The sequence below is a fragment of the Rhodococcus sp. IEGM 1351 genome (assembly GCF_030056875.1).
Classification (GTDB): domain Bacteria; phylum Actinomycetota; class Actinomycetes; order Mycobacteriales; family Mycobacteriaceae; genus Rhodococcus_F; species Rhodococcus_F opacus.
In genome coordinates this window covers 13,677-39,785 of record NZ_JASHKU010000001.1, presented here as the reverse complement: position 1 = coordinate 39,785, position 26,109 = coordinate 13,677, and the positions used below count along the sequence as shown (strand labels likewise).

Below are 26,109 nucleotides of genomic sequence, written 5' to 3'. Positions count from 1 at the left end.
AGATCGGGGACAGTTTTCACTTCACCGCGGCGAAACGCTTCTGGTCCGGACCACGTGCGAAACGCAGTATCTTGCGACATGCACCAAGAGGCCCGGAAGCGACCGGGCACTACCGACTGAGAAAGCTGGGGTTCCGTGCGCAGCAGATCCGATCGACTTCTGAGACTCGTCAGACGTCCGAGAGTGCCCGCGGTGATCGCCGCGCTGACGCTGCTCGTCACACTCGTCGCGCCCGGCCTCGCCGGCGCACAAGAGCCCGCTCCGGGCAACAACTACACGATCGCCACCGACATCACGTTCGCCCCGTTCGAGTTCCAGGACGAGAGCGGCAAGCTCGTCGGAATCGACATGGACCTCCTCGCCGCCATCGCCGAGGACCAGGGGTTCACCTACCAGGTCAACCCCGTCGGATTCGACGCCGCGCTCCAGGCGGTCACGGGCGGTCAGGCCAACGGCATGATCGCCGGCATGTCGATCACCGACGCCCGCAAGGCGACGTTCGACTTCTCCGATCCGTACTTCGAGTCGGGCGTGCAGATGGGCGTGCTCGAGAGCAACGACTCGATCACCTCGTACGAGGACCTGCGCGGCAAGTCCGTCGCGGTCAAGAACGGCACCGAGGGCGCCACGTACGCGGAGTCCATCAAGGACCAGTACGGCTTCACCACCAAGTACTTCGCCGACTCGTCGAGCATGTTCGACGAGGTCCGCACGGGTAACTCGGCGGCCGTGTTCGAGGACTACCCCGTCCTCGCCTACGGCATCAAGCAGGGCAACGGCTTCAAGACGGTCACCGACAAGGTCCCCGGCGCCAGCTACGGGTTCGCCGTCGCGAAGGGCCAGAACCCGCAGCTCCTGCAAGAGTTCAACACCGGGCTCGCCAACCTGAAGGCCAGCGGCCAGTACGACGAGATCCTCGACACCTACCTCAACTCCGACGCATCCGACGACGACAACTCGATCCTGGGCCTGATCAAGAGCACCTACCCGCTGCTACTCGAGGGCCTGTGGCTCACGATCGTCCTGACCGTGGTCTCGATCGCCATCGCGCTCGTCCTCGGCGCGATCTTCGGCCTGTTCCGGGTGTCGACCAACATCGTCCTGCGCGGCATCGGCACCACCTACGTCGACGTGTTCCGCGGCACCCCGCTGCTGGTGCAGGCGTTCTTCATCTACTTCGGCATCCCGGCGGCACTGGACTTCCAGATGTCGGCGTTCACGGCGGGCATCATCACGCTGAGCCTCAACGCAGGCGCGTACATGGCCGAGATCGTGCGCGGCGGCATCCTGTCCGTCGACAAGGGCCAGATGGAAGCGTCGCGGAGCCTCGGCATCAGCTACCTGAAGTCGATGCAGAAGGTCGTGATGCCGCAGGCCGTGCGGACGATGATCCCGTCGTACATCAACCAGTTCGTGATCACGCTGAAGGACACGTCGATCCTGTCCGTGATCGGGCTCGCCGAGCTCACTCAGACCGGGCGGATCATCATCGCCCGCAACTTCCAGTCCTTCAACATGTGGCTGATCATCGGTGTGATGTATTTCATCATCATCATGGCGTTGACGAAGCTGTCGAACCGGCTCGAGAAGAGGATCAACAAGTGACCGAGACACCGGTGACAGAGAACAAGGCCGAGACCGCCGACCCGAAGATTCGGGTGAAGGGCCTGAAGAAGTCGTTCGGCGACAACGAGGTCCTCAAGGGCATCGACGTCGACATCGCGAGCGGTGAAGTGGTCTGCGTGATCGGCCCCTCGGGCTCCGGCAAGAGCACGTTCCTGCGCTGCCTCAACCGGCTCGAGGACATCACGGACGGCAAGGTCGTGGTCGACGGGTTCGACGTGAGCGACAAGAAGATCGACATCGACCGGGTGCGTCAGCACATCGGCATGGTCTTCCAGCACTTCAACCTGTTCCCGCACATGACGGCGATCGAGAACGTGATGCTCGCGCCCGTGCAGACCAAGCGCGCCTCCAAGGACGAGGCGCGGGCAACGGCGGTTCGGCTGCTCGAGCAGGTCGGGTTGGCGGAGAAGGCGGACGCGAAGCCGGCGAACCTGTCCGGTGGGCAGAAACAGCGCGTCGCGATCGCGCGGGCCCTGGCGATGAACCCGGACATCATGCTGTTCGACGAGGCCACCAGCGCGCTGGACCCCGAGATGGTGGGCGAGGTGCTGCAGGTTCTGCGCGACCTCGCGAAGGGCGGCATGACGATGGTCGTGGTCACGCACGAGATGGGCTTCGCCCGCGAGGTGTCCGACCGGGTGATCTTCATGGCGGACGGCTACGTGGTGGAGGAGGGAACTCCGGAGCAGATCTTCGGCGACCCGCAGCAGTCCCGTACCCAGGACTTCCTGAACAAGGTCCTCTGACACGTGAGTGGCGAAGCGTGCCGGGGGACGCTTCGCCACTCACATGGGGGTCAGACGGTGGCGCGTTCCTTCGCCGCCCACGGCACCTTGTCGCCGAGCAGTCCGTCGACACCGAATCGGCCCGATCCTACGACGGCGAGCAGCAGTGCGCCGACGCCCAGCGCCAGCACCAGCTCGTAGCCGCCCTCGCTCGCGAAGATTCCCTTGTCGGCGTGCACGAGGAAGAAGGCGCCGACCATGTCGAGGAAGAGCAGGATGCCGAAGATCGGGACGGCCGCTCCGATGATGAGTGCGATTCCGCCGATCAGCTCGATCCACGTCGCGAGGAATGCCGAGATGCCGGGAACCGGAACTCCCATGGCCTCGAAGCCGGCGGTCGTGGCGTCGAGTCCGTTGGTGAAGGCCTTCTGCCAGCCGTGGGCGAGGAAGATGATGCCGATGCCCACGCGGGCGACGAGGATTCCCAGGCTTCGGACTGCGGGGTTGTTCATGGATGTGCCTTTCATCGTGGTGTCCCCGCGCGACCGGGACGACCGTTAGTTGAACAGGCAACGATCCTAAGTTCTCTAAGTTGAAACTTCAACATAGGGCCCTTCGGCCCTGTGCGCGCTCGACGAGTCCAGGGACTCACTAACCACTCACGGGCCGGAGGCCGTACACGCGCTCGGCGGTCGCGGTGGACGCCTTCGCCAGGTCGTCCGGATCCTCGCCACGGATCTCGGCGAGCGCCCGGACCGTGTACGGCAGGCAGTACGGCTCGTTCGGGGCGCCCCGGAACGGGTGCGGAGTGAGGAACGGCGCATCCGTCTCGACGATCAACTGATCCGACGGCACCAGTGGGGCCGCTTCCCGCAAGGCCTTCGCGTTCTTGAAACTGACCGTGCCGGAGAAGCTGAGGACGTAACCGGCGTCGACGCACTCGCGCGCCATCTCGGCGTCCGAGGAGAAGCAGTGGAAGATCACCGTCTCCGGCGCACCCTCCTCGCGCAGCACTTGCAGCAGCGCCCGGTCGGCCTCCCGGTTGTGGATCATCAGCGTCTTGCCGAGCCGCTTCGCGAGGTCGATGTGCCAGCGGAAGCCCTCGGTCTGCTCGGGGACCGTGGCGCAGCCGTCGAGTTTCCCGGGCCAGTAGAAGTCGAGTCCCGTCTCCCCCACCGCGACCACCCGGGGATCGCCGGCGAGTCGCTCGATCTCCGCCCTCGTCGCGTCGTCGAGCACGTTCGCCCTCGTCGGGTGGATGGCCACGGCCGCGTAGACGCGGGGATCCCAGTGCGCCGCGTCGACAGCGAACTGCGCGGCCGCCAGGTCGTCGGCCACCGTGACCACCCGCTCCACCCCGACCGCGGCGGCCCGGTCGACGATCGCCGTGACGCTCGCGGCGTCCGAGGCACCACACGCATCGAGGTGGGTGTGCGAATCGACGAGCGGGAACAGCGGCGCAGGGGCTTCCGGGGCGGGACGGTCTTTGCTCATGCGGACATTGTCGACGCCGCCGCCGCACGTGTCACATGCGGTACTTTCTCCCGGACGGGGAGGGAGCCGTGTCCATGACTTCGAGCTCGATGAACGGCCGCGTGATCGCCGTGACCGGCGGTGCCAGAGGAATCGGGCGGGAGATCGCCCGACAGCTGGCGCTGGCCGGCGCCCGGGTCGCGATCGGCGACGTCGACGGCGCCGCCGCCCGCAGGACGGCGGACGAACTCGGCCGGACGGGCGGGACGGTGGAGGGTCTCGAACTGGACGTCACCGACACCGCGTCGTTCACGGCATTCCTCACAGCCGTCGAGGATCACTGGGGCCCGATCGACGTGCTCGTCAACAACGCGGGCGTGATGTGGGTCGGGAAGTTCGACGAGGAACCCGACTCCGCGACGGATCGGCAGCTCGCCGTCAACCTGCACGGTGTGATTCGCGGGGTGAGACTGGCGGCGCCGGCGATGCGTGAGCGCGGCCGCGGCCGCGGCCAGATCGTCACGGTGGCGTCGCTGGCGTCGAAGGTCGCACCACCCGGCGAGTCGACGTACGCCGCGACGAAACACGGCGTCCTCGGCTACCTGACCGGTGTGCGCGAGGAGCTGCGCGGGTCTGGTGTGCGGATCTCGGTGATCATGCCCGGTGTCGTCGACACCGAACTCGCGGCCGGAACCGCGACGGGCGCGGCAAGACTGCTTACGCCGGCCGACGTCGCGAAGACGGTCGTCGCGGTGATCCACCGGCCCCGGTTCGAGGTCACCATCCCCCGGTACGTCGGTCCGCTGGCCCGGCTGGTCACCGTCTTTCCGCAGTTCGCCCGCGACTTCGCGATCCGCCGGATGGTTCCAGACCAGGTCAGGTCCACGAACAAGTCGGCCCGCGCGGCGTACGAGTCACGCGCCGTCACCGACGAGGACGACACCGGACCGGCCTAGAACCCGAATCTGCGCGTCACGAAACGGCAGCGCGCAGATAGAGTGGTCGCACCATGAATGCTGCTGATTCCACCGCCTCGCGGCCACCTTTCTATCTGACGACGGCGATCGCGTACCCCAACGGCGTCCCGCACATCGGCCACGCCTACGAGTACATCTCCTCCGACGCCCTCGCACGCTTCAAGCGCCTGGACGGGTTCGACGTCTACTTCATGACGGGAACCGACGAGCACGGCCTGAAGATGCAGCAGACGGCGGCCAAGGAAGGCATCGACGTCCGTGAGCTCGCCGCACGGAACTCGGACGTGTTCGAGGCCATGGACAAGACGTTGAACATCTCCTTCGACCGGTTCATCCGCACCACGGACGCCGATCACGAAGAAGCCAGCAAAGCGATCTGGCAGAAGATGCTCGCGAACGGCGACATCTACCTCGACACGTACTCGGGCTGGTACTCGGTCCGCGACGAGGCGTTCTACACCGAGGCCGAGACCACGCTGCAGGACGACGGTTCACGCCTGTCCACCGAGACGGGCACCCCGGTCGAGTGGACGGAGGAGTCCACGTACTTCTTCAAGCTGTCCGAGTATCAGGACAAGCTGCTCCGGCTGTACGAGGAGAACCCCGACTTCATCGCACCTGCGACGCGGCGCAACGAGATCGTCAGCTTCGTCAAGGGCGGGCTGAAGGACCTGTCGATCTCTCGCACGACGTTCGACTGGGGCGTTCCGGTCCCCGACCATCCCGAGCACGTCATGTACGTGTGGGTGGACGCGCTCACCAACTACCTGACCGGCGCGGGTTACCCGGACACCGACTCCGAGCAGTTCGGCAAGTTCTGGCCGGCGAACCTGCACATCATCGGCAAGGACATCACCCGGTTTCACACGGTGTACTGGCCGGCCTTCCTGATGTCGGCGGGAATCGAGTTGCCGAAGCGCGTCTTCGTGCACGGATTCCTCTACAACAAGGGCGAGAAGATGTCGAAGTCGGTCGGCAACGTCGTCGACCCCGTCGCCATGGTGGAGCAGTACGGCCTCGACGCCGTGCGCTTCTTCCTGCTCCGCGAGATCTCCTACGGTCAGGACGGCAGCTACAGCCACGAGGCCATCGTCACCCGGATCAACGCCGACCTGGCGAACGAGCTCGGCAACCTCGCGCAGCGGTCGCTGTCGATGGTCGCGAAGAACTGCGACGCCCAGGTCCCGGCCCCCGGCGAGCTGACCGAGGACGACACGGCGATGCTCGCGCAGGCGGATGCGCTGCTCGAGCGGGTTCGCGCCGAATACGACGTGCAGGCACTGCATCTCGCGCTGGAGACGATCTGGTCGGTTCTGGGCGAGACCAACCGGTACTTCTCCAAGCAGGAGCCCTGGGTTCTGCGGAAGACGGATCCGGAGCGGATGGCGACGGTGCTGTACGTGACGCTCGAGGTGGTGCGGATCGTCGGCATCCTCGTGCAGCCGGTGATGCCGGACGCCGCGGAGAAGATCCTCGACCTGCTCGGCCAGAAGGCCGATGCGCGGCAGTTCAGCGACCTTCCGACGCGCATCGTGGCGGGCACCCCGTTGCCCGCGCCGTCGGGCGTGTTCCCGCGTTACGTGGAGGACTGATCCACGCGGGGTCCGTTCGTGTCGGACCCCGCATGCACACTCTCCCCCATGACGCCGAATAGAACATACATTCGATCTCCTCACGGTGGATTCGGGAACGGAGCGCGCGTGTTCGACGACGAAGTGAGCCCTCAGGCCGCAGCGGCGGTCCACACCCTGATGGGTGAGTTGTCGGCCGCGTACGAGCGTGGGTGGCAGCCCGCCGACGTCGTGCATCTGGCGCGGAGATCGAAGGAGCCGTCCGAGGCGGCGCTGGCGGCGGCCCTGGTGCTGCACGAGGCGGAGCGCACGCGCGCCGTGCACCGGGCGCCGCGGGACTGGGTGGAGCAACTCCGCACCATCGGCGAGCAGTATCCAGGCGCGTCGCACCTGGCGGGGCGGGTTCCGGTCGACGGTCCCGACGTTCGGGCGCTCGCGGCCGGACTGTTGTTCGAAGACCCGTACCACTCCGTCTACCAGCTCACCGACCTGTCGCTGACGTGGACGAATCTGCCCGGCTGGACGGTGCTCGCTCCCCCGCCGTCGACGTGGCCGGTCGTGCGGGTCGCCGACACGGCCGCGGCGGTGCCGGGCGAGACCGAGGCCGACGCGAAGGTGCTCAACAGGATCCGCGGTTTGCTCGCGAAGGCCGAGGCCACCGATTTCGCGGAGGAGGCGGAGATCTTCACCGCGAAGGCGCAGGAATTGATGACGCGCTACGCGATCAACGCCGCTCTCCTCCACACCCAGAACGGGGTGGGCAACACGGCGGTGCACAGTCGCCGCATCCACCTGGAGAATCCGTACGTCAAGGAGAAGGTGCACCTTCTCACCGAGATCGGCGACTCCAACCGGGTGCGCACCGTGTGGTTCAGTTCCCTCGCCATCGCGACCGTGGTCGGAACCCCCCTCGACCTCCAGCAGGTCGACATGCTGTTCACGTCGCTGCTCGTGCAGGCGACGCGCGCAATGCAATTCGCGGACGCCGACAGTCGCAGTGGTTCCCGCACCACGTCGTTCCGCAAGGGTTTCCTCGCGGGCTTCGCCAGTCGCATCGGGCAGCGGTTACGCGACGCCGACAGCCGGGCCACGGCCGAAGCCGCCGACGAGGCGTCGATTCCCGTCGACGATCTGCTCCCGATTCTGGCCACCAAGTCCGAGGCCGTCGACGCCGAGTTCGACCGTCTGTTTCCGCGTACCAAGAAGGCGCGCGGCAGGGCCGTCGACGCCAACGGCTGGTACGCCGGGCAGGCGGCCGCCGACGACGCCTCGCTGGCTCCCGGGGAGCGTGCCCTCCGGCGGTAACTCTCGCAGGCCGCCTAGTCCTTCCGGGAGGCCAGCACCGTTTCGTAGAGTTCCCGCTTCGACACACCGGTGGTGGCGACGAGCGCGCACGCGTCCTTGAGCCGGGTGCCGTCCGCGACGAGTCGCTCCACCTCGTCGACGAGGTCGGCGGGGTCGGACGCGACGAGCGTGGCACCCTCCACCACCACCGTGATCTCGCCGCGGACACCCTCGGCGGCCCACTCGGCGAGCTCGGCGAGGGTGCCGCGGCGGACCTCCTCGTACGTCTTGGTCAGTTCCCGGCAGACGGCGGCGCGGCGGGTTCCACCGAGCACCTCGACCGCGTCGGCCAGGCAGTCGGCGAGCCGGTGCGGCGCCTCGAAGAACACGCAGGCGCGTTGCTCGGCGACCAGTGCCTGCAACCACGTCTTGCGCTGGCCCTGCTTCCGGGGTGGGAAGCCGTCGAAGCAGAACCGTTCGACGGGCAGCCCGGACAGCGCGAGCGCCGTCGTCACGGCCGACGGTCCGGGCAGGCACGTCACCGCCAGATCCTCGGCCACGCACGCCGACACCAGCCGGTACCCGGGGTCGCTGACCGAGGGCATGCCGGCGTCGGTGACGAGGAGAACGGTCTTGCCGGACGCGACATCGGCGACGAGCGCGGGCAGCCGGGCCGTCTCGACCTGGTCGTAGAAGCTGACGACCTTGCCGGTGATCGTCACGTCGAGAGCGGAGGCGAGGGCTTTGGTGCGGCGGGTGTCCTCGGCGGCGACGACGTCTGCCGTCTCCAGCGCCGTACGCAGCCTCGGCGAGGCGTCACCCACGTCCCCCATCGGTGTTGCGGCGAGCACTAGGCGACCAGTCATGACCCACAGCCTACGATTGCGGCGTGACGATGCTGACGGACGAGCGACCGACGCCCTCCGCACGACAGCCGTCCATGGTCGGACCGGCGCCGCTCGTGCCGCCCCCCGACTTCGGTCCAGTCGACCGTGCCCGCGGCTGGGTGGTCACCCTGTTCGTCACGGCGATCGCGGCGATCACCCGGTTCACGATGCTCGGTTACCCGACGGACGCGGGCACTCCCGTGTTCGACGAGAAGCACTACGCGCCGCAGGGCTGGCAGGTGCTCACCGGCGGCTGGCTCGAGGACAATCCCGGTTACGGGCTGGTGGTGCATCCGCCGATCGGCAAACAGCTGATCGCGATGGGCGAGGCGATCTTCGGCTACAACGGCTGGGGTTGGCGTTTCGCCTCCGCGGTGGCGGGCACGATCATGGTCCTCCTGGTGATCCGCATCGTCCGCCGGCTCACCCGATCCACTCTGATCGGCGGCCTCGCCGGGATCCTGCTGGTCGCGGACGGCGTCACGTTCGTGTCCTCCCGGCTCGGCATGCTCGACATCTTCCTGGCACTGTTCGCCGTCGCCGCTCTGGGCTGCCTGATCGTGGACCGCGACCAGGTCCGCGAGCGGATGGCCCGCGTATACGACGAGGGCCGGATCGGCGACAGCGACTGGGGCCCACGCCTCGGTGTGCGCTGGTGGCGATTCGGCGCCGGGATCATGCTGGGTCTCGCGTGCGGCACCAAATGGTCGGGCGTCTACTTCATCGTGTTCTTCGGGCTGCTCAGCGTCGCATTCGACGTGTCGGCCCGACGCGCCTACGGGGTGCGGCGCCCGTGGTTCGGTGCCGGCGTCCGCGACGTGGGCCCGGCGCTGTACGCGCTCGTCGTCGTGCCACTGTTCGTGTATCTCGCCAGCTACTGGGCGTGGTTCGCCAGCGAGACCGGCGTGGACCGGCATGCCGTGGGCAACGAGATCGGGACGGGCGGCCCCTGGTCGTTCGTGCCGGGCGCGCTCCGCTCGCTGTGGTACTACAGCGGCAACGTCCTCGAGTTCCACGAAGGCCTCACCAATTCGGCGGGCAATCATCACCCGTGGGAGTCGAAGCCGTGGACGTGGCCGATGGGTCTGCGCCCGATGCTGTACTACTTCGCCGAGGGCGATCACGTCACCGGCTGCGGAGCGTCGAGTTGCGTCAAGGCCGTCATGCTCATCGGGACGCCCGCCATGTGGTGGCTGGCACTGCCGATGCTCGCGTGGGCGCTGTGGCAGACCGTGGTGCGGAAGGACTGGCGGTACGCCACCGTCCTCACCGCCTACGGCGCCGCGTTCCTGCCGTGGCTGACCACCCTGGACCGCCAGATGTACTACTTCTATGCGGTGGCGCTGGCGCCGTTCATGGTGATGGGTCTCGCGCTGGTCCTGGGCGACATCCTGGGAAGCGCGAAGGCGTCGTTCGAACGCCGGACCACCGGCCTGCTCGCCGTCTGCCTCTATGTGGGGCTCGTGGTCGCCAACTTCATCTGGTTGTGGCCGATCCTCACGGCCGTCCCGATCACCCCGGACACGTGGCAGCACCAACTGTGGCTTCCCAGCTGGCGCTGACCCCGGAATTATCCCAGCTGGCGCTGACCCCGGAATGAGTCGAGCCGCCCGGGTCCCGTGGGACACCGAGCGGCTCGCAGACTGTTTCTCTAGCGGGACGAGATCCGGTCGCGACGACGTTTGGCCGCCACTCTCCGCATCTCTCTCCGCATCTCCCGGCCGTCGACGATCATCTGGTCGCGTGACAGATCCTTGTAGAGCGAGAAACACAACCCGATCATAACGAGGACGAACGGCGCCGCGGCGATGATCGTCATCGTCTGCAGTCCGTCCAGCGCGGTGTCGCCGCCGGTCCACAGGATGAGCGCGGCCACGCCTCCGGTGAGCACACCCCAGAACACGACCACCCAGCGCTGCGGTTCCAGCGAACCGCGCTGCGACAGGGTGCCCATCACCATCGATGCGGCGTCGGCGCCGGAGACGAAGAAGATCCCCACGAGGATCATCACCAGGACGGTCGTGATGCCGGTGAGCGGCAGGTGATTGAGCATGCCGAACAGCTGACCCTCCTGGGTGTCCTGTCCGGCGAGGTCGATTCCGTCACGCTGCTCGCTGATTCCGGCACCACCGAAGATCGCGAACCACACGAGGCTCACGGCGCTCGGCACCACGATCACGCCGACCACGAACTGGCGGATGGTCCGGCCACGGCTGATGCGTGCCAGGAACATGCCGACGAACGGGGTCCAGGAGATCCACCACGCCCAGTAGAAGATGGTCCACGAGGACAACCATTCGCCGGTCGCCGGATCGGACGACGCTCCGGTGCGGGCCGACATCTGCGCGAGCTGCGCGGCGTAGGCGCCGATCGTGGTGGGCAGCAGGTTGAGGATCAGGACCGTCGGCCCCACGACGAACACGAAGAGGGCCAGGATGACGGCGAGCACCATGTTGGTGTTGGAGAGCCACTGAATTCCCTTCGCGACACCCGACACAGCGGATGCCACGAACGCGAGGGTCAGCAGGGCGACGATCGCGACCAGCAGAAACGTGCTGACCTCCGACATCCACCCGACAACCTGGAAACCGGACCCGATCTGTAGTGCGCCGAGGCCCAGCGAAGCGGCGGTGCCGAACAGCGTCGCGAAGATCGCGAGAACGTCGATGAACTTGCCGATCGGCCCCTCGGCGCGACGGCCGAGCAGCGGGATGAAGGCGGAGCTGAACAGCTGCTTGCGACCCTTGCGGTACGAGCCGTACGCGATCGACAGTCCGACAACCGCGTACATCGCCCAGGGGTGCAGGCTCCAGTGGAACATGGTGGTGGCCATCGCAGTTCCGATGCCACCGTTGGAACCCGGAGGGGGTGTCACGTAGTGCGCGAGCGGTTCGGCGACACCGAAGAACATCAGTCCGATGCCCATGCCGGCGCTGAACATCATCGCGATCCAGCTGACCGTCCGGAACTCGGGCTGCTCGCCGTCCTTTCCGAGCGGGATGTGACCGAACTTGCTGAACGCGAGCCACAGTGAGAAGAGGACGAACCCGCTCGCCGACAGGACGAACAACCAGCCCATGTCGGTGACCAGCCAGTCGAGTGCCTTGCCGGTCGTGGAGTCGAGATTGTCGGGGGCCACGAGCCCCCAGACGACGATTGCCGAGACCGCGGCGGCAGCGGCGGAGAACACGACGCGGTCGGTGCGAACACCGACCCGTTTGAGCCCTCCGCCGACGCTCGCGTCGGCGGTCTCGGAACCTTGATCAGGCAGATCCGTATTCATTGCCATGAACAACTACGTTGGTCATTTTCGATGGTAAAAGCAAGCTAGCCCATCGCTTCACACCGAATCGAGACCCAGCCTACGGCATCGTTACGCTGCGGTTTTTCCCCATCCCGAGCCTCTTCCGAGAAGCCCGTCGATGCTGAGGCGTCCGGCACCGATCACGGCGAGAAGTAGCGACCCGACGCCGAGTGCGACGACGAGTTCGTACCCTCCGTTCGCGACGAAGACGCCCTTGTCCGCGTGCACCAGAATCAGCGCTCCGAGCATGTTGAGAAACAGCAGGATTCCGGCGATCGGTGTGGCCACTCCCACGATGAGAGCAAATCCACCCGCGAGTTCGATAGTGGCGGCCGCAACAGCCGAAATGTCGGGCAGTGGGATGCCCATGTCCGCGAACGACGCCTGTGTGGCCTTCACTCCGTAGTCGAAGAACTTCTGCCAGCCGTGCGCGACGAAGACGACGCCGAGTCCGATCCGGGCAATCAGTAGTGCGAGGTCGCGGAAGAGTGCGGAAGCCATACCGAGCGTCTACCTTTCTGGGGTCACACCTTCTGGGGTCACACCTTCTGGAGACGGCACCGACCTCATTCGGCGCCGCGGAGAGCGGACTGCACGAAGCCGAGGATCTCCTCGTCGGACACCCCCAGCTTCCGCAGTTCCTGCACATACCCTGTTGCGGCCTTCTCGGCCCGGGCGCGAATGGGGTCACCGCCGCTCGCGATGAACGTGCCCTGCTTGCCCCGGGTTTCGATGACACCCTGCTCGCCGAGTTCCCGGTACGCCTTGGCGACCGTGTTCGGTGCGAGACCCACCTCGACGGCGAGCGCGCGGACTGTGGGTATCTTCGTTCCCGCGATCAGCTGCCCACTGCGCACCTGCTCGATGATCTGTAATCGCAACTGGTCGAACGGGGCGGTCGACGAATCCGGATCGATGTCGATGTCCACGGCCGGCGCCACCTCCGTTGTTCCACGCGTTGTATCAGACCGTAGTTGCGCGGTTGCGGCGCCGCAATGCTTACACCGCGGCGACGGCCTCCTCGATCGGTGTCGGACCGGACGTCAGCATGAGCGTCTTCTTCGCAGTCTCCGGGTGATCCAGAAGCGCCGCGATCACTGCGGCGACGTCGGCGCGCGGGACGGTGCCGCGCTCGAGAGGAGGCGGAGTGAGCGTGACGTGACCCGTCGGGTCGTCGTCGAGCAGACCGCCCGGGCGGAGAATCGTCCAATCGAGGTGGGTCCGGGCGCGCAGGTCTTCCTCGGCGGCCGTCTTCGCGACGAGGTAGGCCGCGAACACGTCGTCGGTGCCCTCGGGGATCGGCTCCCCCGCCCCGAACGAACTGATCTGGATGAATCGCCGCGTTCCCGCCTTCTCGGCGGCGTCCGCGAGGAGAACCGCGGCCCCGCGATCGACGGTGTCCTTGCGGGCGATACCGCTGCCCGGGCCTGCGCCTGCGGCGAAGACCGCGGCGTCCGCACCGACGAGCGTCTTCGCCACGTCGTCCGCGCTCGCCGTCTCCAGATCGATCACCACCGGTTCGGCGCCGAGCGCCGCCACCTCGTGCTCGTGATCGGGGTTGCGGATCAGCGCGACCGCTCGGTCACCGCGCGCGGTGAGAATCTTGATGAGGTGACGGGCGATTTTCCCGTGTCCACCCGCGATGACGATGCGCTGCGGGGTCGCGTCCCTGTGTTCGGCCATGATCGGTCTCCCTCTTTCGTCGACTATTCACTAGTTACTCCTCTCCTTCAGCGCTCCCTGCGGGCGGGTTTGTTCCCCGGTGCAGAATGTCGGGTATGGCGAACACCGCGACCATCTACCACAACCAGCGATGCAACACGTCCCGCACCGTCCTCGGACTGATCCGGGACGCGGGCATCGAGCCGGCCGTCGTGAAGTACCTCGAGACCCCGCCCTCACGGGACGGGTTGTGCAAACTTCTCGACGACGCCGGGCTGAAGCCGAGCGAGGCGATCCGTAAGAAGGAGGCCGTCTTCAAGGAGCTCGGGCTCGCCGAGGCGTCCGAGGACGAACTGCTGGAGGCGATGGTGGACAACCCCATCCTCATCGAGCGACCGATCGTCGTGACGGACAAGGGCACCGTCCTCGCCCGCCCGGCCGAGAAGGTCCGCGAGGTCCTCTAGGCGCTGCGCGCCCGTGCGCCTTTCTGGTTGCTCCGACTACCAGAAAGGCGCACGGGCGGCGGAGCCGCCTACAGCGGGTCGCGGGCCACCGGACAGGACATGCAGCGGGGTCCGCCGCGGCCCGACCCGAGTTCGGAACCGGCGATCCGCAGTACCTCGATTCCCGACGCCTCGAGCCGGGCGTTGGTCTCGACGTTCCGTTCGTACGCGACGACGACGCCGGGTGCGAGTGCGAGCGTGTTGTTTCCGTCGTCCCATTGCTCGCGTTCGGCGGTGACGTTGTCGAGTCCGGTGTCGATGACGCGCAGTTTGCCGATGCCCATGGCCTCGGCGGCGGCGGCCAGGAACGGGTCCGCTCCGCGGATCGACACGCCCTTGTCCTCGCGGTGAATGGTGAACGCCGACAGCGTGTCCTGAATGATCGGGTACATCACGACGGCGTCGTGGTCGACCATCGTGCAGACGGTGTCGAGGTGCATCGACGCCCTGGCCTGCGCGATGGGGACCACCAGCACGGTGTGTGCCAGTTCGTCCTCGAAGACGCTGCGCGCCAACGCCTCGGCGCCTGCCGGCGTGGTGCGCTCCCCCACTCCGACGGCGACGACTCCCGGTGCGAGGAGCAGGACGTCGCCGCCTTCGACGGGAGCCGTGTGGGATTCGTAGGCGCGCCGGGCGCCACGGAAACGCGGGTGATGGGCGTAGATGATGTCGGTGAGGGACGTCTCGCGGACGCGGGCGGGCAGGGCGAGGGACGTGATCGCCACGCGGGGTCCGATCCAGAACGACGAGTCCCGGGTGAACAGCAGGTTGGGCAGCGGGTCGATGACGAAGTCGCCGCCGTGGTGCATGCGCCGGACCAGCGACGCCGTGTTGGCCGCGACGGGCAGTTCGTCGAAGGTCATCCCCGCGGTGAGGATGGTGGAGAGTTCGGGGGCCGGGACACCGCGGAGGTGCGCGGCCAGTTCCTGCGCCAGGGTGTGCCCGAGTTTGCGCGGGTCGACGGCTGCGCCGATGCCCTGTATGCGGGCGGCGCCGCTGGCGCCGAGTGTCTCGGTGAGCAGGTCGGACAGCAGCAGGACCTCGACGCCGCGGCAGCGCAGGAGGTCTGCGAACGCGTCGTGCTCTTCCTGCGCGCGGTCCACCCAGGGCAGTCCGTCGAAGAGCAGTTGGTCGTTGTTGCGGGGCGTGAGCCGCTTCAGTTCGTCCCCGGGCCGGTGCAGGAGGACGGCACGCAGCTGCCCGACTTCGGAGTTGGCCCCCAGCGGTGCAGAACCGGACGCGTTCATGTCTAGACGGTAATGCCGGCGGGCCCGGCAGGCACGCTCAAACACTTCGCGGCCGACCGTGTCCCTCGGCGCCGCAGGCGAGTACCGTGAAACGGCGGAGGTATCTCATGGACGAGAACTCGACTCTCTCGCCGGCGCACTCGGATGCGGCGGCGAGTTCGTCTGCGAACACGCCCCCACTTCCGTCCGTTCCCTCCGCCCTGGCACCGTTCGCCGGTCTGTGGCGCGGCGAGGGGGAGGGCGCGTACCCGACGATCGACAACTTCGCGTACACCGAGGAGATCGAATTCGCCCCCACCGGTAAACCGTTCCTGGCGTACCGGTCTCGGACACGGGAGGCGGGCAGCGGGCGGCCGCTGCACTCGGAGTCCGGGTTCCTGCGGCTCGTCGCCGAGGACGAGGCGGAACTGCTCGTGGCCCAGCCGACCGGATTCACCGAGATCCACCGTGGTCAGATCCGGGAGGGGACCATCGAGTTGTCGATGGTGGCGCTGAGCGCGTCGCCGGACGCGAAACCGGTGCACAGCATCCGGCGACAGTTGTCGGTGCGCGGCGGCGACCTCACGTACGACCTGTGGATGGCGCACGACCTGACTCCGCTCACGCACCACCTGCACGGACATCTCCGCCGCGACTGACCTCGAGTATTGTTCAGGTAACCGCGTGAAAGGTTGCCTGTCGTGGAGATGCCCGAGTGGAGAGCCAAGGAACTGACGCCGGGACAGCTGTCGGAGCGCAGTGGCGTGGCGGTGTCGGCGTTGCACTTCTACGAGCGCGAGGGGCTGATCACCAGCAGGCGGACGTCCGGCAATCAGCGTCGCTATCGCAGGGACACGCTGCGGCGGGTCGCGTTCATCCGCATCGCCCAGCGGGTCGGGATTCCGCTGGCCGAGATCCGGGACGCCCTCGGGACCCTTCCCGAGGGCCGCACGCCGAACCGGAAGGACTGGGAGAAGCTCTCGACGCGGTGGCACGCGGATCTGGATCAGCGGATCGAGCAGTTGATCCGGCTCCGCGACAACCTGACCGGCTGCATCGGCTGCGGGTGCCTGTCGCTCGGGAGTTGCGCGATCGTCAACACCCACGACCGGCTGGGCACGGCGGGACCGGGTGCCCGCACGCTCGACGTCGAACTCGACGACCCGGCGTCCGGGGCCTGAGCGTCAGCTGTCGCCGAGCCACTTCTCGATCGCGTCGCGGTCCTGCCCGACCATGTCGCCGACCAGCTTCCTGACGAGGGACTCGATCTGTCCGCCGACGAGCGGAATCTTGACATGCACCGATCCGGCTACATCCAGGACGGTGACGTCGACCGACGCGCGGAGCACCGACGTGCACTCGATCTTCACCGGGATCCCGGTGGAGCTGCCACTGATCCGGCCGTCGGCGCGGTCACCGTCGAGTGCACCCCATTCGTCGGCACGCTCGACCTTCAGTTCACCCGAGACGACTTTGCGGACCAGCCCGGGGAGGGACGACGCGCCGATGGTGTCGCGCATCGTCGCCGTCAGGGTGCCGGGGCCGCGGCTGTCGTCGAGGGTGAGTTTCTCCGGCGCCTCTTCGAACCGATGCTGCCAGAACGCCCGATCCGTCACCGTCGCGTGCACCCGGTCGAGGGGGTACGCGATCTGTTCGGAGTATTCGAAGCTTTTCGCCATGTCGGCAGCCTACGACAACTCCGTGAGTGATGAAGGAGTCCGGAGACTCGTCAACCACGCACGGGCGCGGAGCGCCTCATCGGCAGGTGGTCGATACCCGCCTCGAGGTAGTTCTCACCGGTACTGCGAAAACCGTAACGGCCGTACCAGTTTTCGAGGTAGGCCTGGGCGGAGATCTCGATGGGTGCCGGGAACGCCTCGAACACGGCTTCGAGCAGTTGTCCCGCGAGCCCCCGCCCCCGGGCGGGGGCGGCGGTGGCGACCCGTCCGAGATGCAGTGTCGGTTCGTCGGCCAGCACCCGCAGTGTCGCGAGAACCTCGCCGTCCTCCTCCGCCCAGAACTGGGTGGTGGTCGGTTCGAGGTCGCGTCCGTCGAGTTCGGGTTCCGACACGATGCCCTGTTCGAAGACGAACACGTCGGTCCGCAGCACCATGATCCGGTAGAGCGTGGCCGGGTCGATCCTGTCGAGCGTCGCGTGGTGGAGAGTCGGCACGTCCTCACCTTGGACAGAAAGTCCGGTGCGTAATCCGCCGGAACCAGGGACGCGATCTGCGGGGCGGGTCCACACTGGAAAAGCAGCAGCTGAGGGCAACTCGAGCAACCGAATGAGGGTGGGCATGGCCGACGGCGAACCTCTGATACCGCCGAGTGCCGTCGACGTGGATTTCTCCGACGTCGCCTGGGGAGCGGACCGCACGATGTCCGACTTCGAGACCGGGATGTGGCGGATGGAGGAGGTGCAGCCGAAGCTGCGCTCACCGATCGTCGCGGTCGACGTGCTCGACAAACCGCCGGACTGGGACCGGCTGGTGCGCGCCCACGAATGGGCGTCGCACATGGTGCCGCGCATCCGGATGCGGGTGGTGGAGCCGACGTTGCGGCTGGGCAACCCGATGTGGTCGGTCGACCCCGAGTTCGATCTCGACTATCACCTGTCGCGGGTGCGCCTGCCGGAGCCGGCGACGTTCGACCACGCGCTGCGGATGTGCAGGCACATGGCGACCGAGCCGTTCGACCGCGCCCGGCCGCCGTGGAGCGCGATGCTCATCGAGGGACTCGACGACGGCCGCGCCGTCTACGTGGTGAAGACGCACCACAGCATCACGGACGGTCTCGGCGGCATCCAGTTGATGACGCTGCTGCACAGCAGGCGCCCCGAACCGTCGCCGGACAAACCGGATCGCCCTGCGCCGTTACCGGAGCAGATGTCGGGCGGCGGCGCCCTGTTCGAGCAGGCACTCGACAACGTGCGCAGCGCCCCCGGTCGTCTCGGCGGCCTGATCCGGGGCGCGGTGCGGACGGCGATGACCGTCGTCGGCGATCCGGTGGGCAGTGTCACGGAGGTTGCCGGTTACGCGAACTCCATCCGCAGGGTGGTGACCCCTCCCCCGACCACGGGTTCGGACCTGCTCCGCGACCGCGGACTGGGACGCTGGTTCGGGGTGCTCGAGGTGAGTGTCGACGAACTGCGTTCCGCCGCTCACGTCGCCGGCGGGTCGTTGAACGACGCGTACGTGGCGGCCCTGTTGGGCGGGTTCCGCCGCTACCACGAATCGTTCGGCCACGACCTCGAGACGATTCCGGTGGGCATGCCGGTGAGCATGCGTTCGGCGTCGGATCCCACGGGCGGCAACCGGTTCGCCGCGGCCCGATTCGCCGGACCGGTCGGTGAGCGCGACCCCGTCGCGCGGATCGAGAAGGTGCGCGCGATCATCCTGGGGCTGCGCCAGGAACCCGCACTCGGACTGCTGGATTCGGCCGCCCCGCTCCTGGTCCGGCTTCCGACGGTGGTGCTGGCGAACTGGTACCTCTCGCAGTCGACGGGACTCGATCTACAGGCCAGCAACGTCGCCGGTGTCCCCGTGCCCGTGTACCTCGCGGGTGCCCGGATCGAGCGGATGTTCCCGTTCGGCCCGGCCCCCGGCTGCGCGGTCATGGCCACCCTCGTCTCCCACGTCGGCACGTGTTGCATCGGCGTCAATCTCGACACCGCCGCCGTCACCGAGCCGGCGCGGTTCATGTCGTGCCTGCAGGAGAGTCTCGACGAGATCGTCGAACTGGGCCGCGGGTGAAAGGAAAGGCTGGCGTGATGGACGAGCAGACGACACGGCCACGGGTCTATCTCATCGAGACGATGAGCGACATGGAGGACGACGTCCTCCGCACGTGGCTGGAGCGGCAGGCGAACGACTCCGGTCAGCCGCCTCCGACCGTCCGCGTCACCGACCAGGCCCTCGCCGATCTCGTGCGCCGGAAGGATGATCCGCTGCTCACCCCGCTCCGGGTGGTGTGGCTGCCGAAGGAGACCCACCCGGACGGCGCGCAACGATTCCGGGAGACGCTGTCGCTGCGAGATCCGCTGCACCCCGGCCAGAACATGCAGCGCCGGGTGATGCGCGACGACCCGGCCCGGTGCCAGGTCCTGGAAGGCGATCCGGCCCCGCTCAGCGACCTCGAACGCCGGCTCGCGGAGAACGGCGGCGGGTCGCTTCCGGATTTCATTCGCCGCCAGGCCGCGCTGACCCTCGAGCGGGCCGAGCGCACCCTGCTGGGTACGCAGTACAAGGTGTCGAGGTTCGTCGTCGACGAGATCACCGACGCCAGCCGATACCATGTCGGCACCCGGGAGCTGTCCGCAAAGTTGAACGTCCCCGTCGCCGAGGTGGATCGCCGGGCCCGTGGGGCACTGGACGAGATGGTCGCCGCGCAGAGCAGGCGCGCCATCGCGCTGTGGGACCAGTTGGGCCGCTACTTCTCCCGCGCGTACCGCCTCGACGTCGATACCACCCGGCTCGACGAGCTGCGGGAGCTGAACAAGGAACATTCCCTGGTGTTCCTGCCCAGCCACCGCTCGTACCTCGACCCGCTGGTGTTGCGCCCGGCGCTGCTCGCGAACGACCTTCCGCTCAACCATGTGATGGGCGGTCTGAACATCAATTTCTGGCCGATCGGACCGATCGGCAAGCGCAGCGGCACCGTGTTCATTCGCCGGAAGTTCGACGGCGACGAGATCTACAAGTGGACGCTCCGCGAGTACATGCGTTACCTGCTCACCAAGCGGTTCAACCTCGAGTGGTACATCGAGGGCGGGCGCAGCCGCACCGGGAAGTTGCGGCCGCCGCGGTTCGGTCTGCTCAACTACCTCGCGAAGGCCTTCCAGGACAGCGGGATGTCCGATGTGTACCTCGTCCCGGTGTCGCTGACCTACGACCAGCTGTACGAGGTCGGAGCGATGGCGGCGGAGGCGCACGGCCAGGCGAAGAGCAAGGAGAGCCTGCGCTGGCTCTTCGGATACGTTCGGGCGCAGGGTCAACGGCACGGTGTCGCGCACGTCAACGTCGGCAGGCCGATGTCGCTGGCGGACTACCTCGGCCAGGAGGACGACCTGCGGCTGGCGGTGCAGAAGACGGCGTTCGAGGTGTGTCACCGCATCAACGAGGTCACACCCGTCACCGCGTCGTCGCTCGTGATGCTCGCGTTTCTCGGCATCGAGGACCGCGCGCTCACCGTCGCCGAGGTCGGCGGGATCCTCGGGCCGCTCGTCGACTACATCACCGCGCGCTCGTTGCCGACCGCGGGCGATGTGGACCTGACCGATCCGCAGGTGATCCGCAAGGCGGTGCGGACCCACCTCGATTCCGGGGTGCTGCGGAGTTTCGATCAGGGCAGCGAGCGGGTGTTCTACCTCGGCCGGGATCAGCATCTCGTGGCAGCGTTCTACCGCAACAACACGATTCACTTCCTGGTGATGCGGGCGATCGCGGAGATGGTGCTGCGAGCGGCCGCCGATCAGCAGTTCACCGATCCGCTGAACGACGGATGGGATGCGGCACTGCGCATTCGCGATCTCCTCAAGTTCGAATTCTTCTTCAGCGAGAAGGACAGCTTCCGGAAGGAACTGCGGGCCGAACTGGATCTCATCGACCCGGCGTGGGAGTCGAATCTGGGTGACCCGCAGCATGCGGCGAACCTGTTGTCCGGGATGCGTATTCATCTGGCACATCGGGTTCTGCAGCCGTTCCTGGAGGCGTACGCCGTGGTCGCGGGCCAGTTGCTCCGGACTCCGGTGGATCGGAAGTTCGACGAGAAGGCCTTCATGACGTCGTGCCTCGCGCTCGCGGAGCAGCGCCGTCTCCGGCAGCAGATCGGGAGCAGCGAGTCGATTTCGGCCGAGCTCTTCACGACCGCGCTCAAGCTGGCACGAAACCGGGGCCTGGTCGAACCGAATGCCGAGAACATGGCGGCCCGGCGGGTCGAGTTCGAGGCCGAACTCCAGACCCTGATCGATCGGGTGCTGCGCATCCGGGCCATCGCGCACGAGAATCTCGACCAGATGGGTGGTAGGTGAGTAGATGAGCGATCTCCGCAGTCTCCACGACGACATCGCGGCCGCCGTTCCCGGCCCGGGCACCCTCGCCGCGTTCGATCTGGACGGCACCTTGATCAGCGGGTACTCCGCGAGCGTCGTCTATCGGGATCGCCTGCGTCGCTTCGACATCAGCGTGGCCGAGCTTCTGCGCACCACGGGCGCCGCGGTGGAGACCCGCTTCCGGGGTGCCGATGTCGGCAACCTGATGCGCATCGGTGTGCAGAGCCTGGCCGGGCGCATGGAGGACGAGATGCAGGAGTGGGGGCAGCGGCTGTTCCGCCAGGAGATCGCGAGGATGATCTTCTCGGAGGTCCGCGGACTGCTCGCCGCGCACCGGCACGCCGGTCACCGGGTGGTGATGGCCACCTCCGCCACCCCCTATCAGGCACTGTCGGTGGCCGCGGACCTCGACATCGACGCCGAGGACGTGCTGTGTACCCGGCCCGCGGTTCTGGACGGAATGCTCACCGGGAAGCTCGAATCGCCGCCGCTGTGGGGTCCCGCCAAGGCCGAGGCACTGCGCGAGTACGCCGACCAGCACGGAGCGGATCTGGGTGACAGCTTCGCGTACTCCAACGGCGCAGAAGATGTTCCGATGCTGAAGTCGGTGGGACATCCCGTGGCACTGAATCCCGACCGCAAGCTGGCGGCGACCGCGCGGCAGAACGGGTGGCCGTCGGTGAATCTGCGACCTCCGGAGAGCGGCGCCGACCCGATGTCCATCGCCCGCACCACCACCGCGATCGGCGCTCTGATGGGGGCGGCCGCGTTCGGTGTCTCCGCCGGCCTGCTCACCCAGAACCGGCAGACGGGCGCCAACCTGGTCGGCAGCTTCGGCCCGGATCTCGCGCTCGCTATCTGTGGGATCAACGTGCGCATCAAGGGCAAGGAGAACGCGTGGTCGGCCAGGCCCGCGGTCTTCATGTTCAATCACCAGAGTTCGCTCGACATGCTGGTGATCGGCAGCGTCATCCGGCGCGATGTCACCGGCGTCGCGAAGAAGGAGGCCGCGCGGGATCCCCGGTTCATTCCCGTGGGGGCTCTGCTCGACGTCGCGTACATCGACAGGGCGGACAGCACGAAGGCGAGGGCGGCCCTCCGCCCGGCGGTGGAGAAACTGCAGTCCGGCATCTCCATCGCGATCGCCCCCGAGGGCACCCGCTCGCCGACTCCGCGCCTCGGCAGGTTCAAGAAGGGCGGATTCCACCTGGCGATGCAGGCGGGCGTGCCGATCGTGCCGATCGTCATCCACAACGCGGGCGAACGGATGTGGCGGAACTCGCTGGTCGCGCACCCCGGCACGGTCGACGTCGACGTCCTCGCACCCGTGCCGACCGTCGGCTGGGACCTGGCGGATCTCGACCGGCACGTCGACGAGGTGCGCACTTTGTTCGAGGACTGTCTGCACGCCGGGCACCGCTGAGAGAGATTTCCTCGAAAGGTTCCCGAAGTATGTCGAGACCCCGAGGACGCGCAGGCGCACATCCGGTTCCAGCAGGATCTCAACGCGGAGCTCGTCGCCAGGGGTGAACTCGTCGACGCTCAGGGGCTCGCCGGACCGGACCTCGCGAGACGTGTCACGTTCGACGGCAAGGGCGCTCCGGTGGTGACCGACGGACCGTTCCCCGAATCGAAGGAACTGCTCGCCGGGTACCGCATGGTCGACGTCGAATCGGAGGAGCGGGCGCTGGAGATCGCCGCTCAGACGTCGGCGGCACCGGGTCCGGACGGGGTGCCGATCCAGCATCCGATCGAGGTGCGTCAGGTGATGGGCGCACCCGACACCGATCTGTGAGAACCGACGCCGAAATCGAGGGCCTGCTGCGCGAACTCGCGCCGCAGGTCCTCGGTGCGCTCGTGCGGAGGTCCGGTGATTTCGAGGGATCCGAGGACGCGGTGCAGGAGGCGCTGCTCGCGGCGGCCCGGCACTGGCCGCGGGAGGGGTTGCCGGACAATCCGCGGGGCCGGCTGATCCAGACCGCCACTCGCAAGATGACCGATCAGATCCGCAGTGAGATCGCCCGCCGCAGGCGGGAAGAGGTGGCTGCCCGGCAGGAACCGCCGTCGACGGACGTGCCCGACAGCGACGACACCCTGCTCCTCGACGGGGTGTCACAACCTGAGTAGTCGACTACGCGCGACGAGACGCCGACCGTACGGGAAAGTCGGAGGAAACCCGGTGGTGTGTCGAAGGGAGCAGGACGATGAGCGAGCGTGACGGCGTCACAACTGTCGATCGAATGGACGGGCGGCGCCACGAGTTTCGGCTCAGCATGCTCGTGGCCTCCATGGCCGTCGTCGGCACTCTGATCGGTTCCGTGTGCGGAGGCGTGTTCACCTTGCTGAACACGTCGAATCAGGTGGAGGCGACGGTGAACCAATCGTCGAACCGACGTCCTCCGTCCGCTACCGCAACAGAACATCGTCCTCGTCTCGAAGTTCACCACGGTGGAGTTGATCGGATCCGAACCGGTCGTGGAATCGGCACGGCGAATGGTGGTCGAGTATCTGGCTGGATCCGAGACCATCGGCTGGCTGAGCACCGACTTCGCGACGGATGACGTCGTGTCGGCGGACACCCTGTCCACCCGCCAACAACAGTTCGCCGACCACTTCCAGGCCGGGATGAGCGCCCAGGACGACTTCCTCTCCGCGGTGCGAGACGAACTCGGCATCCCCGAACAGGGGGACCTACCGTAACCACCGGACCGGAGCATCAGGACGGGCCGCGTCGAATCGGCTCGCCAGGACTGCGGGGGATGGGCACGATGGGGAGATGCCCGCGACCGGTCCCACATCCACACAGCAGGCTTCGGAGGCACCCGCCGAGCCTTCGCTGCTCCCCCGCATCTGGGCGCTCCTGCGTCCGTACCGCGGGTGGCTGGTGCTCGTCGCGGCCGCCATCGTCGTCTCATCACTGCTCGGCATCGTGAATCCCTTCCTCACGAAGGCGGTGTTCGACCGTGCACTGTTCCCCACCGACGGCAGCGGTGTCCAGCTGACACTGCTGCTGTGGCTGGTCGTGACCATGATCGCGGTGACGCTCGCGGGTTCGTTGATCGGCGTCGGCCAGAGTTACCTCACCACCAAGGTCGGCAACCTGTCGATGGCGGATCTCCGGGAGCGTCTGTTCGCCCACCTCGAGACGATGGAACTGGCGTTCTTCACGTCCACCAAGACGGGCTCGATCCAATCGCGGCTGGCCAACGACGTCGGTGGGGTGCGGTCGGTTCTCACGTCCACGGCGTCGAGCATCCTGTCGAACGTCGTCACCGTCACGGCGTCCCTCATCGCGATGCTGCTGCTGTCGTGGCAGCTGACGCTTCTCGCCGTCGCACTGCTTCCCGGCTTCGTCTACCTGCAGCGGCGGGTCGGCGCCCGGCGACGCGTTCTGGCGCGCAAGACGCAGGAGTCGTTGTCGGACATGACCGCCATTACCGAGGAAGCGCTGAGCGTCTCGGGTGTGCTGCTGACGAAGGTGTTCAACCAGGCCGACACCGAACTCGACCGGTATCGGACCGAGAACGCGCGGCAGACCGAGCTTCAGGTGCGGCAGGCCATGACGGGTCAGGGCTTCTTCGCCGTCGTCTCTTCGTTCATGGCGATCACGCCCGCTCTCGTCTACCTGCTGGCGGGGTATCTCGTCAGCGGCGGTTCCGCGGCTCTCTCGGCGGGCACACTCGTCGCGTTCTCGACCCTGCAGGCCAGATTGTTGCAACCGTTGGTCTCGCTGATGCGGGTGACCCTCGACGTCCAGACATCGATGGCGTTGTTCCGCCGCATCTTCGAGTACCTCGACCTGCAGCCCGCGATCGTGAACCGCCCGGACGCCGTCGAGTTGCCTGCGGACTCCCCCGGCCGGGTGGAGTTGGACGACGTGTACTTCGCGTATCCCGCGCCCGTCCGGCTGGCCACCGCAGATCCCGACCCGGTGGCGCTGCGCAGTCTGGGTCGCGGCGGTGGGGGCGGCATGCGCGGCGTCGCGACCGTCGCGCCGCGGTTCCCGGCCGCGGCGGCGCCCGAAACCGAACCGGCGGAACGTCGCAGCCGGCGCTGGGCGGTCGCGGGCACGTCCCTGGAGATCGAGCCGGGTCAGCTCGCCGCCTTCGTCGGTCCGTCCGGCGCAGGCAAGACCACGCTCTGCTACCTCGTGCCGCGCCTGTACGAGGTCGACAGTGGCGCCGTCCGGGTCGACGGCTACGACGTGCGCGACCTGACCATGAGCTCGCTCTCCGAGGCGGTCGGAATGGTCACCCAGGACCCGTATCTGTTCCACGCCTCGATCGCCGACAACCTTCGATATGCCAAACCGGACGCGACCGATGCCGAACTGGAGGCCGCCGCCGCGGCCGCCAACATTCACGACCGCATCCTCGGATTCGACGACGGATACGACACCCTGGTGGGCGAAAGAGGATTTCGCCTGTCCGGTGGCGAGAAGCAGCGATTGGCCATCGCGCGGGTGCTGCTGAAGAACCCCCGCGTACTGATCCTCGACGAGGCGACGTCCGCGCTCGACACGGTCTCCGAGCGCCTCGTCCAGCGCGCTCTCGGCGAGGTGATGCGCGGACGCACCACCCTTGCGATCGCCCACCGGCTGTCGACCATTCAGCACGCCGACGTGATCTTCGTGATCGACGAGGGGACGCTCATCGAGCGCGGCACGCACACCGAACTCCTTGCACGACAAGGGTTGTACGCGCGACTGCACGCCGAGCAGTTCGGTGGCGGACAGGTCGAGTGCCGGTGCACCGACGGCGTCCGATTCACCGACGGGACGGTACTGGCCCCGAGCGCCCCGGTCCCAGGCGGAGAGTTCTAG

25 protein-coding genes and 1 pseudogene are annotated in these 26,109 nt (G+C 67.3%); 16 read left to right on the top strand and 10 right to left on the bottom strand.

The window, feature by feature from the left end:
* Positions 1–135: 135 nt before the first annotated feature.
* Entirely contained in the window at positions 136–1,605 is a 1,470-nt protein-coding gene (locus QM806_RS00215) for an amino acid ABC transporter substrate-binding protein/permease (protein WP_372448423.1), read from the top strand.
* Positions 1,602–2,372: an amino acid ABC transporter ATP-binding protein gene (locus QM806_RS00210; protein WP_005255433.1), complete on the top strand. Its 771-nt coding sequence runs from the start codon at positions 1,602–1,604 to the stop codon at positions 2,370–2,372. The genes QM806_RS00215 and QM806_RS00210 overlap by 4 nt, the downstream gene beginning before the upstream one ends.
* Before the next feature lie 50 nt (positions 2,373–2,422).
* On the opposite strand, the gene QM806_RS00205 is transcribed toward QM806_RS00210, so the two are convergent.
* The gene (locus QM806_RS00205) at positions 2,423–2,863 is read right to left on the bottom strand and encodes a DoxX family protein (protein ID WP_005561737.1); all 441 of its coding nucleotides are present in this window, start codon (positions 2,861–2,863) and stop codon (positions 2,423–2,425) included.
* 139 nt (positions 2,864–3,002) lie between these two features.
* Positions 3,003–3,845, bottom strand: coding sequence for a TatD family hydrolase (locus QM806_RS00200; protein WP_005561736.1), 843 nt, complete (start codon positions 3,843–3,845; stop codon positions 3,003–3,005).
* A 35-nt stretch (positions 3,846–3,880) separates the two neighbouring features.
* On the opposite strand from QM806_RS00200, the gene QM806_RS00195 reads away from it, so the two are divergent.
* From QM806_RS00195 to QM806_RS00185, 3 genes are all read left to right on the top strand, one after another.
* The gene (locus QM806_RS00195; RefSeq protein WP_283290011.1) at positions 3,881–4,780 is read left to right on the top strand and encodes an SDR family oxidoreductase; all 900 of its coding nucleotides are present in this window, start codon (positions 3,881–3,883) and stop codon (positions 4,778–4,780) included.
* Between the two features lie 53 nt (positions 4,781–4,833).
* Complete coding sequence (gene metG, locus QM806_RS00190; protein WP_065490014.1) at positions 4,834–6,393, top strand: methionine--tRNA ligase; 1,560 nt, start codon at positions 4,834–4,836, stop codon at positions 6,391–6,393.
* A gap of 108 nt (positions 6,394–6,501) precedes the next feature.
* A complete protein-coding gene (locus QM806_RS00185) occupies positions 6,502–7,677 on the top strand; it encodes a DUF2786 domain-containing protein (protein WP_081315296.1) in 1,176 nt (391 codons plus the stop codon).
* A gap of 14 nt (positions 7,678–7,691) precedes the next feature.
* Here the strand turns inward: QM806_RS00185 and rsmI are convergent, their stop codons facing one another.
* Entirely contained in the window at positions 7,692–8,522 is an 831-nt protein-coding gene (gene rsmI / locus QM806_RS00180; protein WP_054248094.1) for a 16S rRNA (cytidine(1402)-2'-O)-methyltransferase, read from the bottom strand.
* 74 nt (positions 8,523–8,596) lie between these two features.
* Between rsmI and QM806_RS00175 the strand changes: the two genes are divergently transcribed.
* Positions 8,597–10,105, top strand: coding sequence for a dolichyl-phosphate-mannose--protein mannosyltransferase (locus QM806_RS00175; RefSeq protein ID WP_005255423.1), 1,509 nt, complete (start codon positions 8,597–8,599; stop codon positions 10,103–10,105).
* A gap of 89 nt (positions 10,106–10,194) precedes the next feature.
* Here the strand turns inward: QM806_RS00175 and QM806_RS00170 are convergent, their stop codons facing one another.
* From QM806_RS00170 to QM806_RS00155, 4 genes are all read right to left on the bottom strand, one after another.
* Positions 10,195–11,826, bottom strand: coding sequence for a BCCT family transporter (locus QM806_RS00170; protein ID WP_502943820.1), 1,632 nt, complete (start codon positions 11,824–11,826; stop codon positions 10,195–10,197).
* A 90-nt stretch (positions 11,827–11,916) separates the two neighbouring features.
* Positions 11,917–12,348, bottom strand: coding sequence for a DoxX family protein (locus QM806_RS00165; RefSeq protein ID WP_005563060.1), 432 nt, complete (start codon positions 12,346–12,348; stop codon positions 11,917–11,919).
* A 65-nt stretch (positions 12,349–12,413) separates the two neighbouring features.
* Positions 12,414–12,788: a GntR family transcriptional regulator gene (locus QM806_RS00160; RefSeq protein WP_005563062.1), complete on the bottom strand. Its 375-nt coding sequence runs from the start codon at positions 12,786–12,788 to the stop codon at positions 12,414–12,416.
* Positions 12,789–12,846: 58 nt separating this feature from the next.
* Positions 12,847–13,530 (bottom strand): SDR family oxidoreductase, encoded by a 684-nt coding sequence (locus QM806_RS00155; RefSeq protein WP_005563063.1) that lies wholly within the window; start codon positions 13,528–13,530, stop codon positions 12,847–12,849.
* A 95-nt stretch (positions 13,531–13,625) separates the two neighbouring features.
* Between QM806_RS00155 and arsC the strand changes: the two genes are divergently transcribed.
* The gene (gene arsC, locus QM806_RS00150; protein ID WP_479560622.1) at positions 13,626–13,973 is read left to right on the top strand and encodes an arsenate reductase (glutaredoxin); all 348 of its coding nucleotides are present in this window, start codon (positions 13,626–13,628) and stop codon (positions 13,971–13,973) included.
* Between the two features lie 68 nt (positions 13,974–14,041).
* Here the strand turns inward: arsC and QM806_RS00145 are convergent, their stop codons facing one another.
* Positions 14,042–15,259, bottom strand: a complete 1,218-nt coding sequence (locus tag QM806_RS00145) for an arginine deiminase (RefSeq protein ID WP_005563072.1) — start codon at positions 15,257–15,259, stop codon at positions 14,042–14,044.
* 107 nt (positions 15,260–15,366) lie between these two features.
* Here QM806_RS00145 and QM806_RS00140 point away from each other — a divergent pair, with 107 nt between their 5' ends.
* Together QM806_RS00140 and soxR are read left to right on the top strand one after the other, a co-directional pair.
* A complete protein-coding gene (locus tag QM806_RS00140) occupies positions 15,367–15,897 on the top strand; it encodes a nitrobindin family protein (protein ID WP_065490011.1) in 531 nt (176 codons plus the stop codon).
* A 42-nt stretch (positions 15,898–15,939) separates the two neighbouring features.
* Positions 15,940–16,419: a redox-sensitive transcriptional activator SoxR gene (gene soxR, locus QM806_RS00135; protein WP_269590796.1), complete on the top strand. Its 480-nt coding sequence runs from the start codon at positions 15,940–15,942 to the stop codon at positions 16,417–16,419.
* Between the two features lie 3 nt (positions 16,420–16,422).
* Here soxR and QM806_RS00130 read toward each other — a convergent pair whose 3' ends face one another.
* Complete coding sequence (locus QM806_RS00130) at positions 16,423–16,917, bottom strand: DUF2505 domain-containing protein (RefSeq protein ID WP_005255411.1); 495 nt, start codon at positions 16,915–16,917, stop codon at positions 16,423–16,425.
* Between the two features lie 50 nt (positions 16,918–16,967).
* Positions 16,968–17,411, bottom strand: coding sequence for a GNAT family N-acetyltransferase (locus QM806_RS00125; RefSeq protein ID WP_005563079.1), 444 nt, complete (start codon positions 17,409–17,411; stop codon positions 16,968–16,970).
* 124 nt (positions 17,412–17,535) lie between these two features.
* Between QM806_RS00125 and QM806_RS00120 the strand changes: the two genes are divergently transcribed.
* From QM806_RS00120 to QM806_RS00090, 7 genes and pseudogenes are all read left to right on the top strand, one after another.
* On the top strand, positions 17,536–18,990 hold the full coding sequence (locus QM806_RS00120; RefSeq protein WP_054248092.1) for a wax ester/triacylglycerol synthase domain-containing protein: 1,455 nt from the start codon (positions 17,536–17,538) through the stop codon (positions 18,988–18,990).
* Between the two features lie 17 nt (positions 18,991–19,007).
* Positions 19,008–21,266, top strand: coding sequence for a glycerol-3-phosphate 1-O-acyltransferase (locus tag QM806_RS00115; protein ID WP_054248091.1), 2,259 nt, complete (start codon positions 19,008–19,010; stop codon positions 21,264–21,266).
* Positions 21,267–21,270: 4 nt separating this feature from the next.
* Complete coding sequence (locus QM806_RS00110; protein ID WP_054248090.1) at positions 21,271–22,710, top strand: HAD-IB family hydrolase; 1,440 nt, start codon at positions 21,271–21,273, stop codon at positions 22,708–22,710.
* Between the two features lie 39 nt (positions 22,711–22,749).
* Positions 22,750–23,082, top strand: a pseudogene (locus QM806_RS00105) (YciI family protein); the annotation flags it as partial.
* On the top strand, positions 23,079–23,414 hold the full coding sequence (locus QM806_RS00100) for a sigma factor (protein ID WP_005567297.1): 336 nt from the start codon (positions 23,079–23,081) through the stop codon (positions 23,412–23,414). The pseudogene QM806_RS00105 and the gene QM806_RS00100, both read left to right, overlap by 4 nt.
* 321 nt (positions 23,415–23,735) lie before the next feature.
* Complete coding sequence (locus QM806_RS00095) at positions 23,736–23,987, top strand: hypothetical protein (RefSeq protein ID WP_231137854.1); 252 nt, start codon at positions 23,736–23,738, stop codon at positions 23,985–23,987.
* A gap of 76 nt (positions 23,988–24,063) precedes the next feature.
* Positions 24,064–26,109 carry an ABC transporter ATP-binding protein gene (locus QM806_RS00090; protein WP_065489999.1) on the top strand — a complete coding sequence of 682 codons (2,046 nt, stop codon included), beginning with the start codon at positions 24,064–24,066 and terminating at the stop codon, positions 26,107–26,109.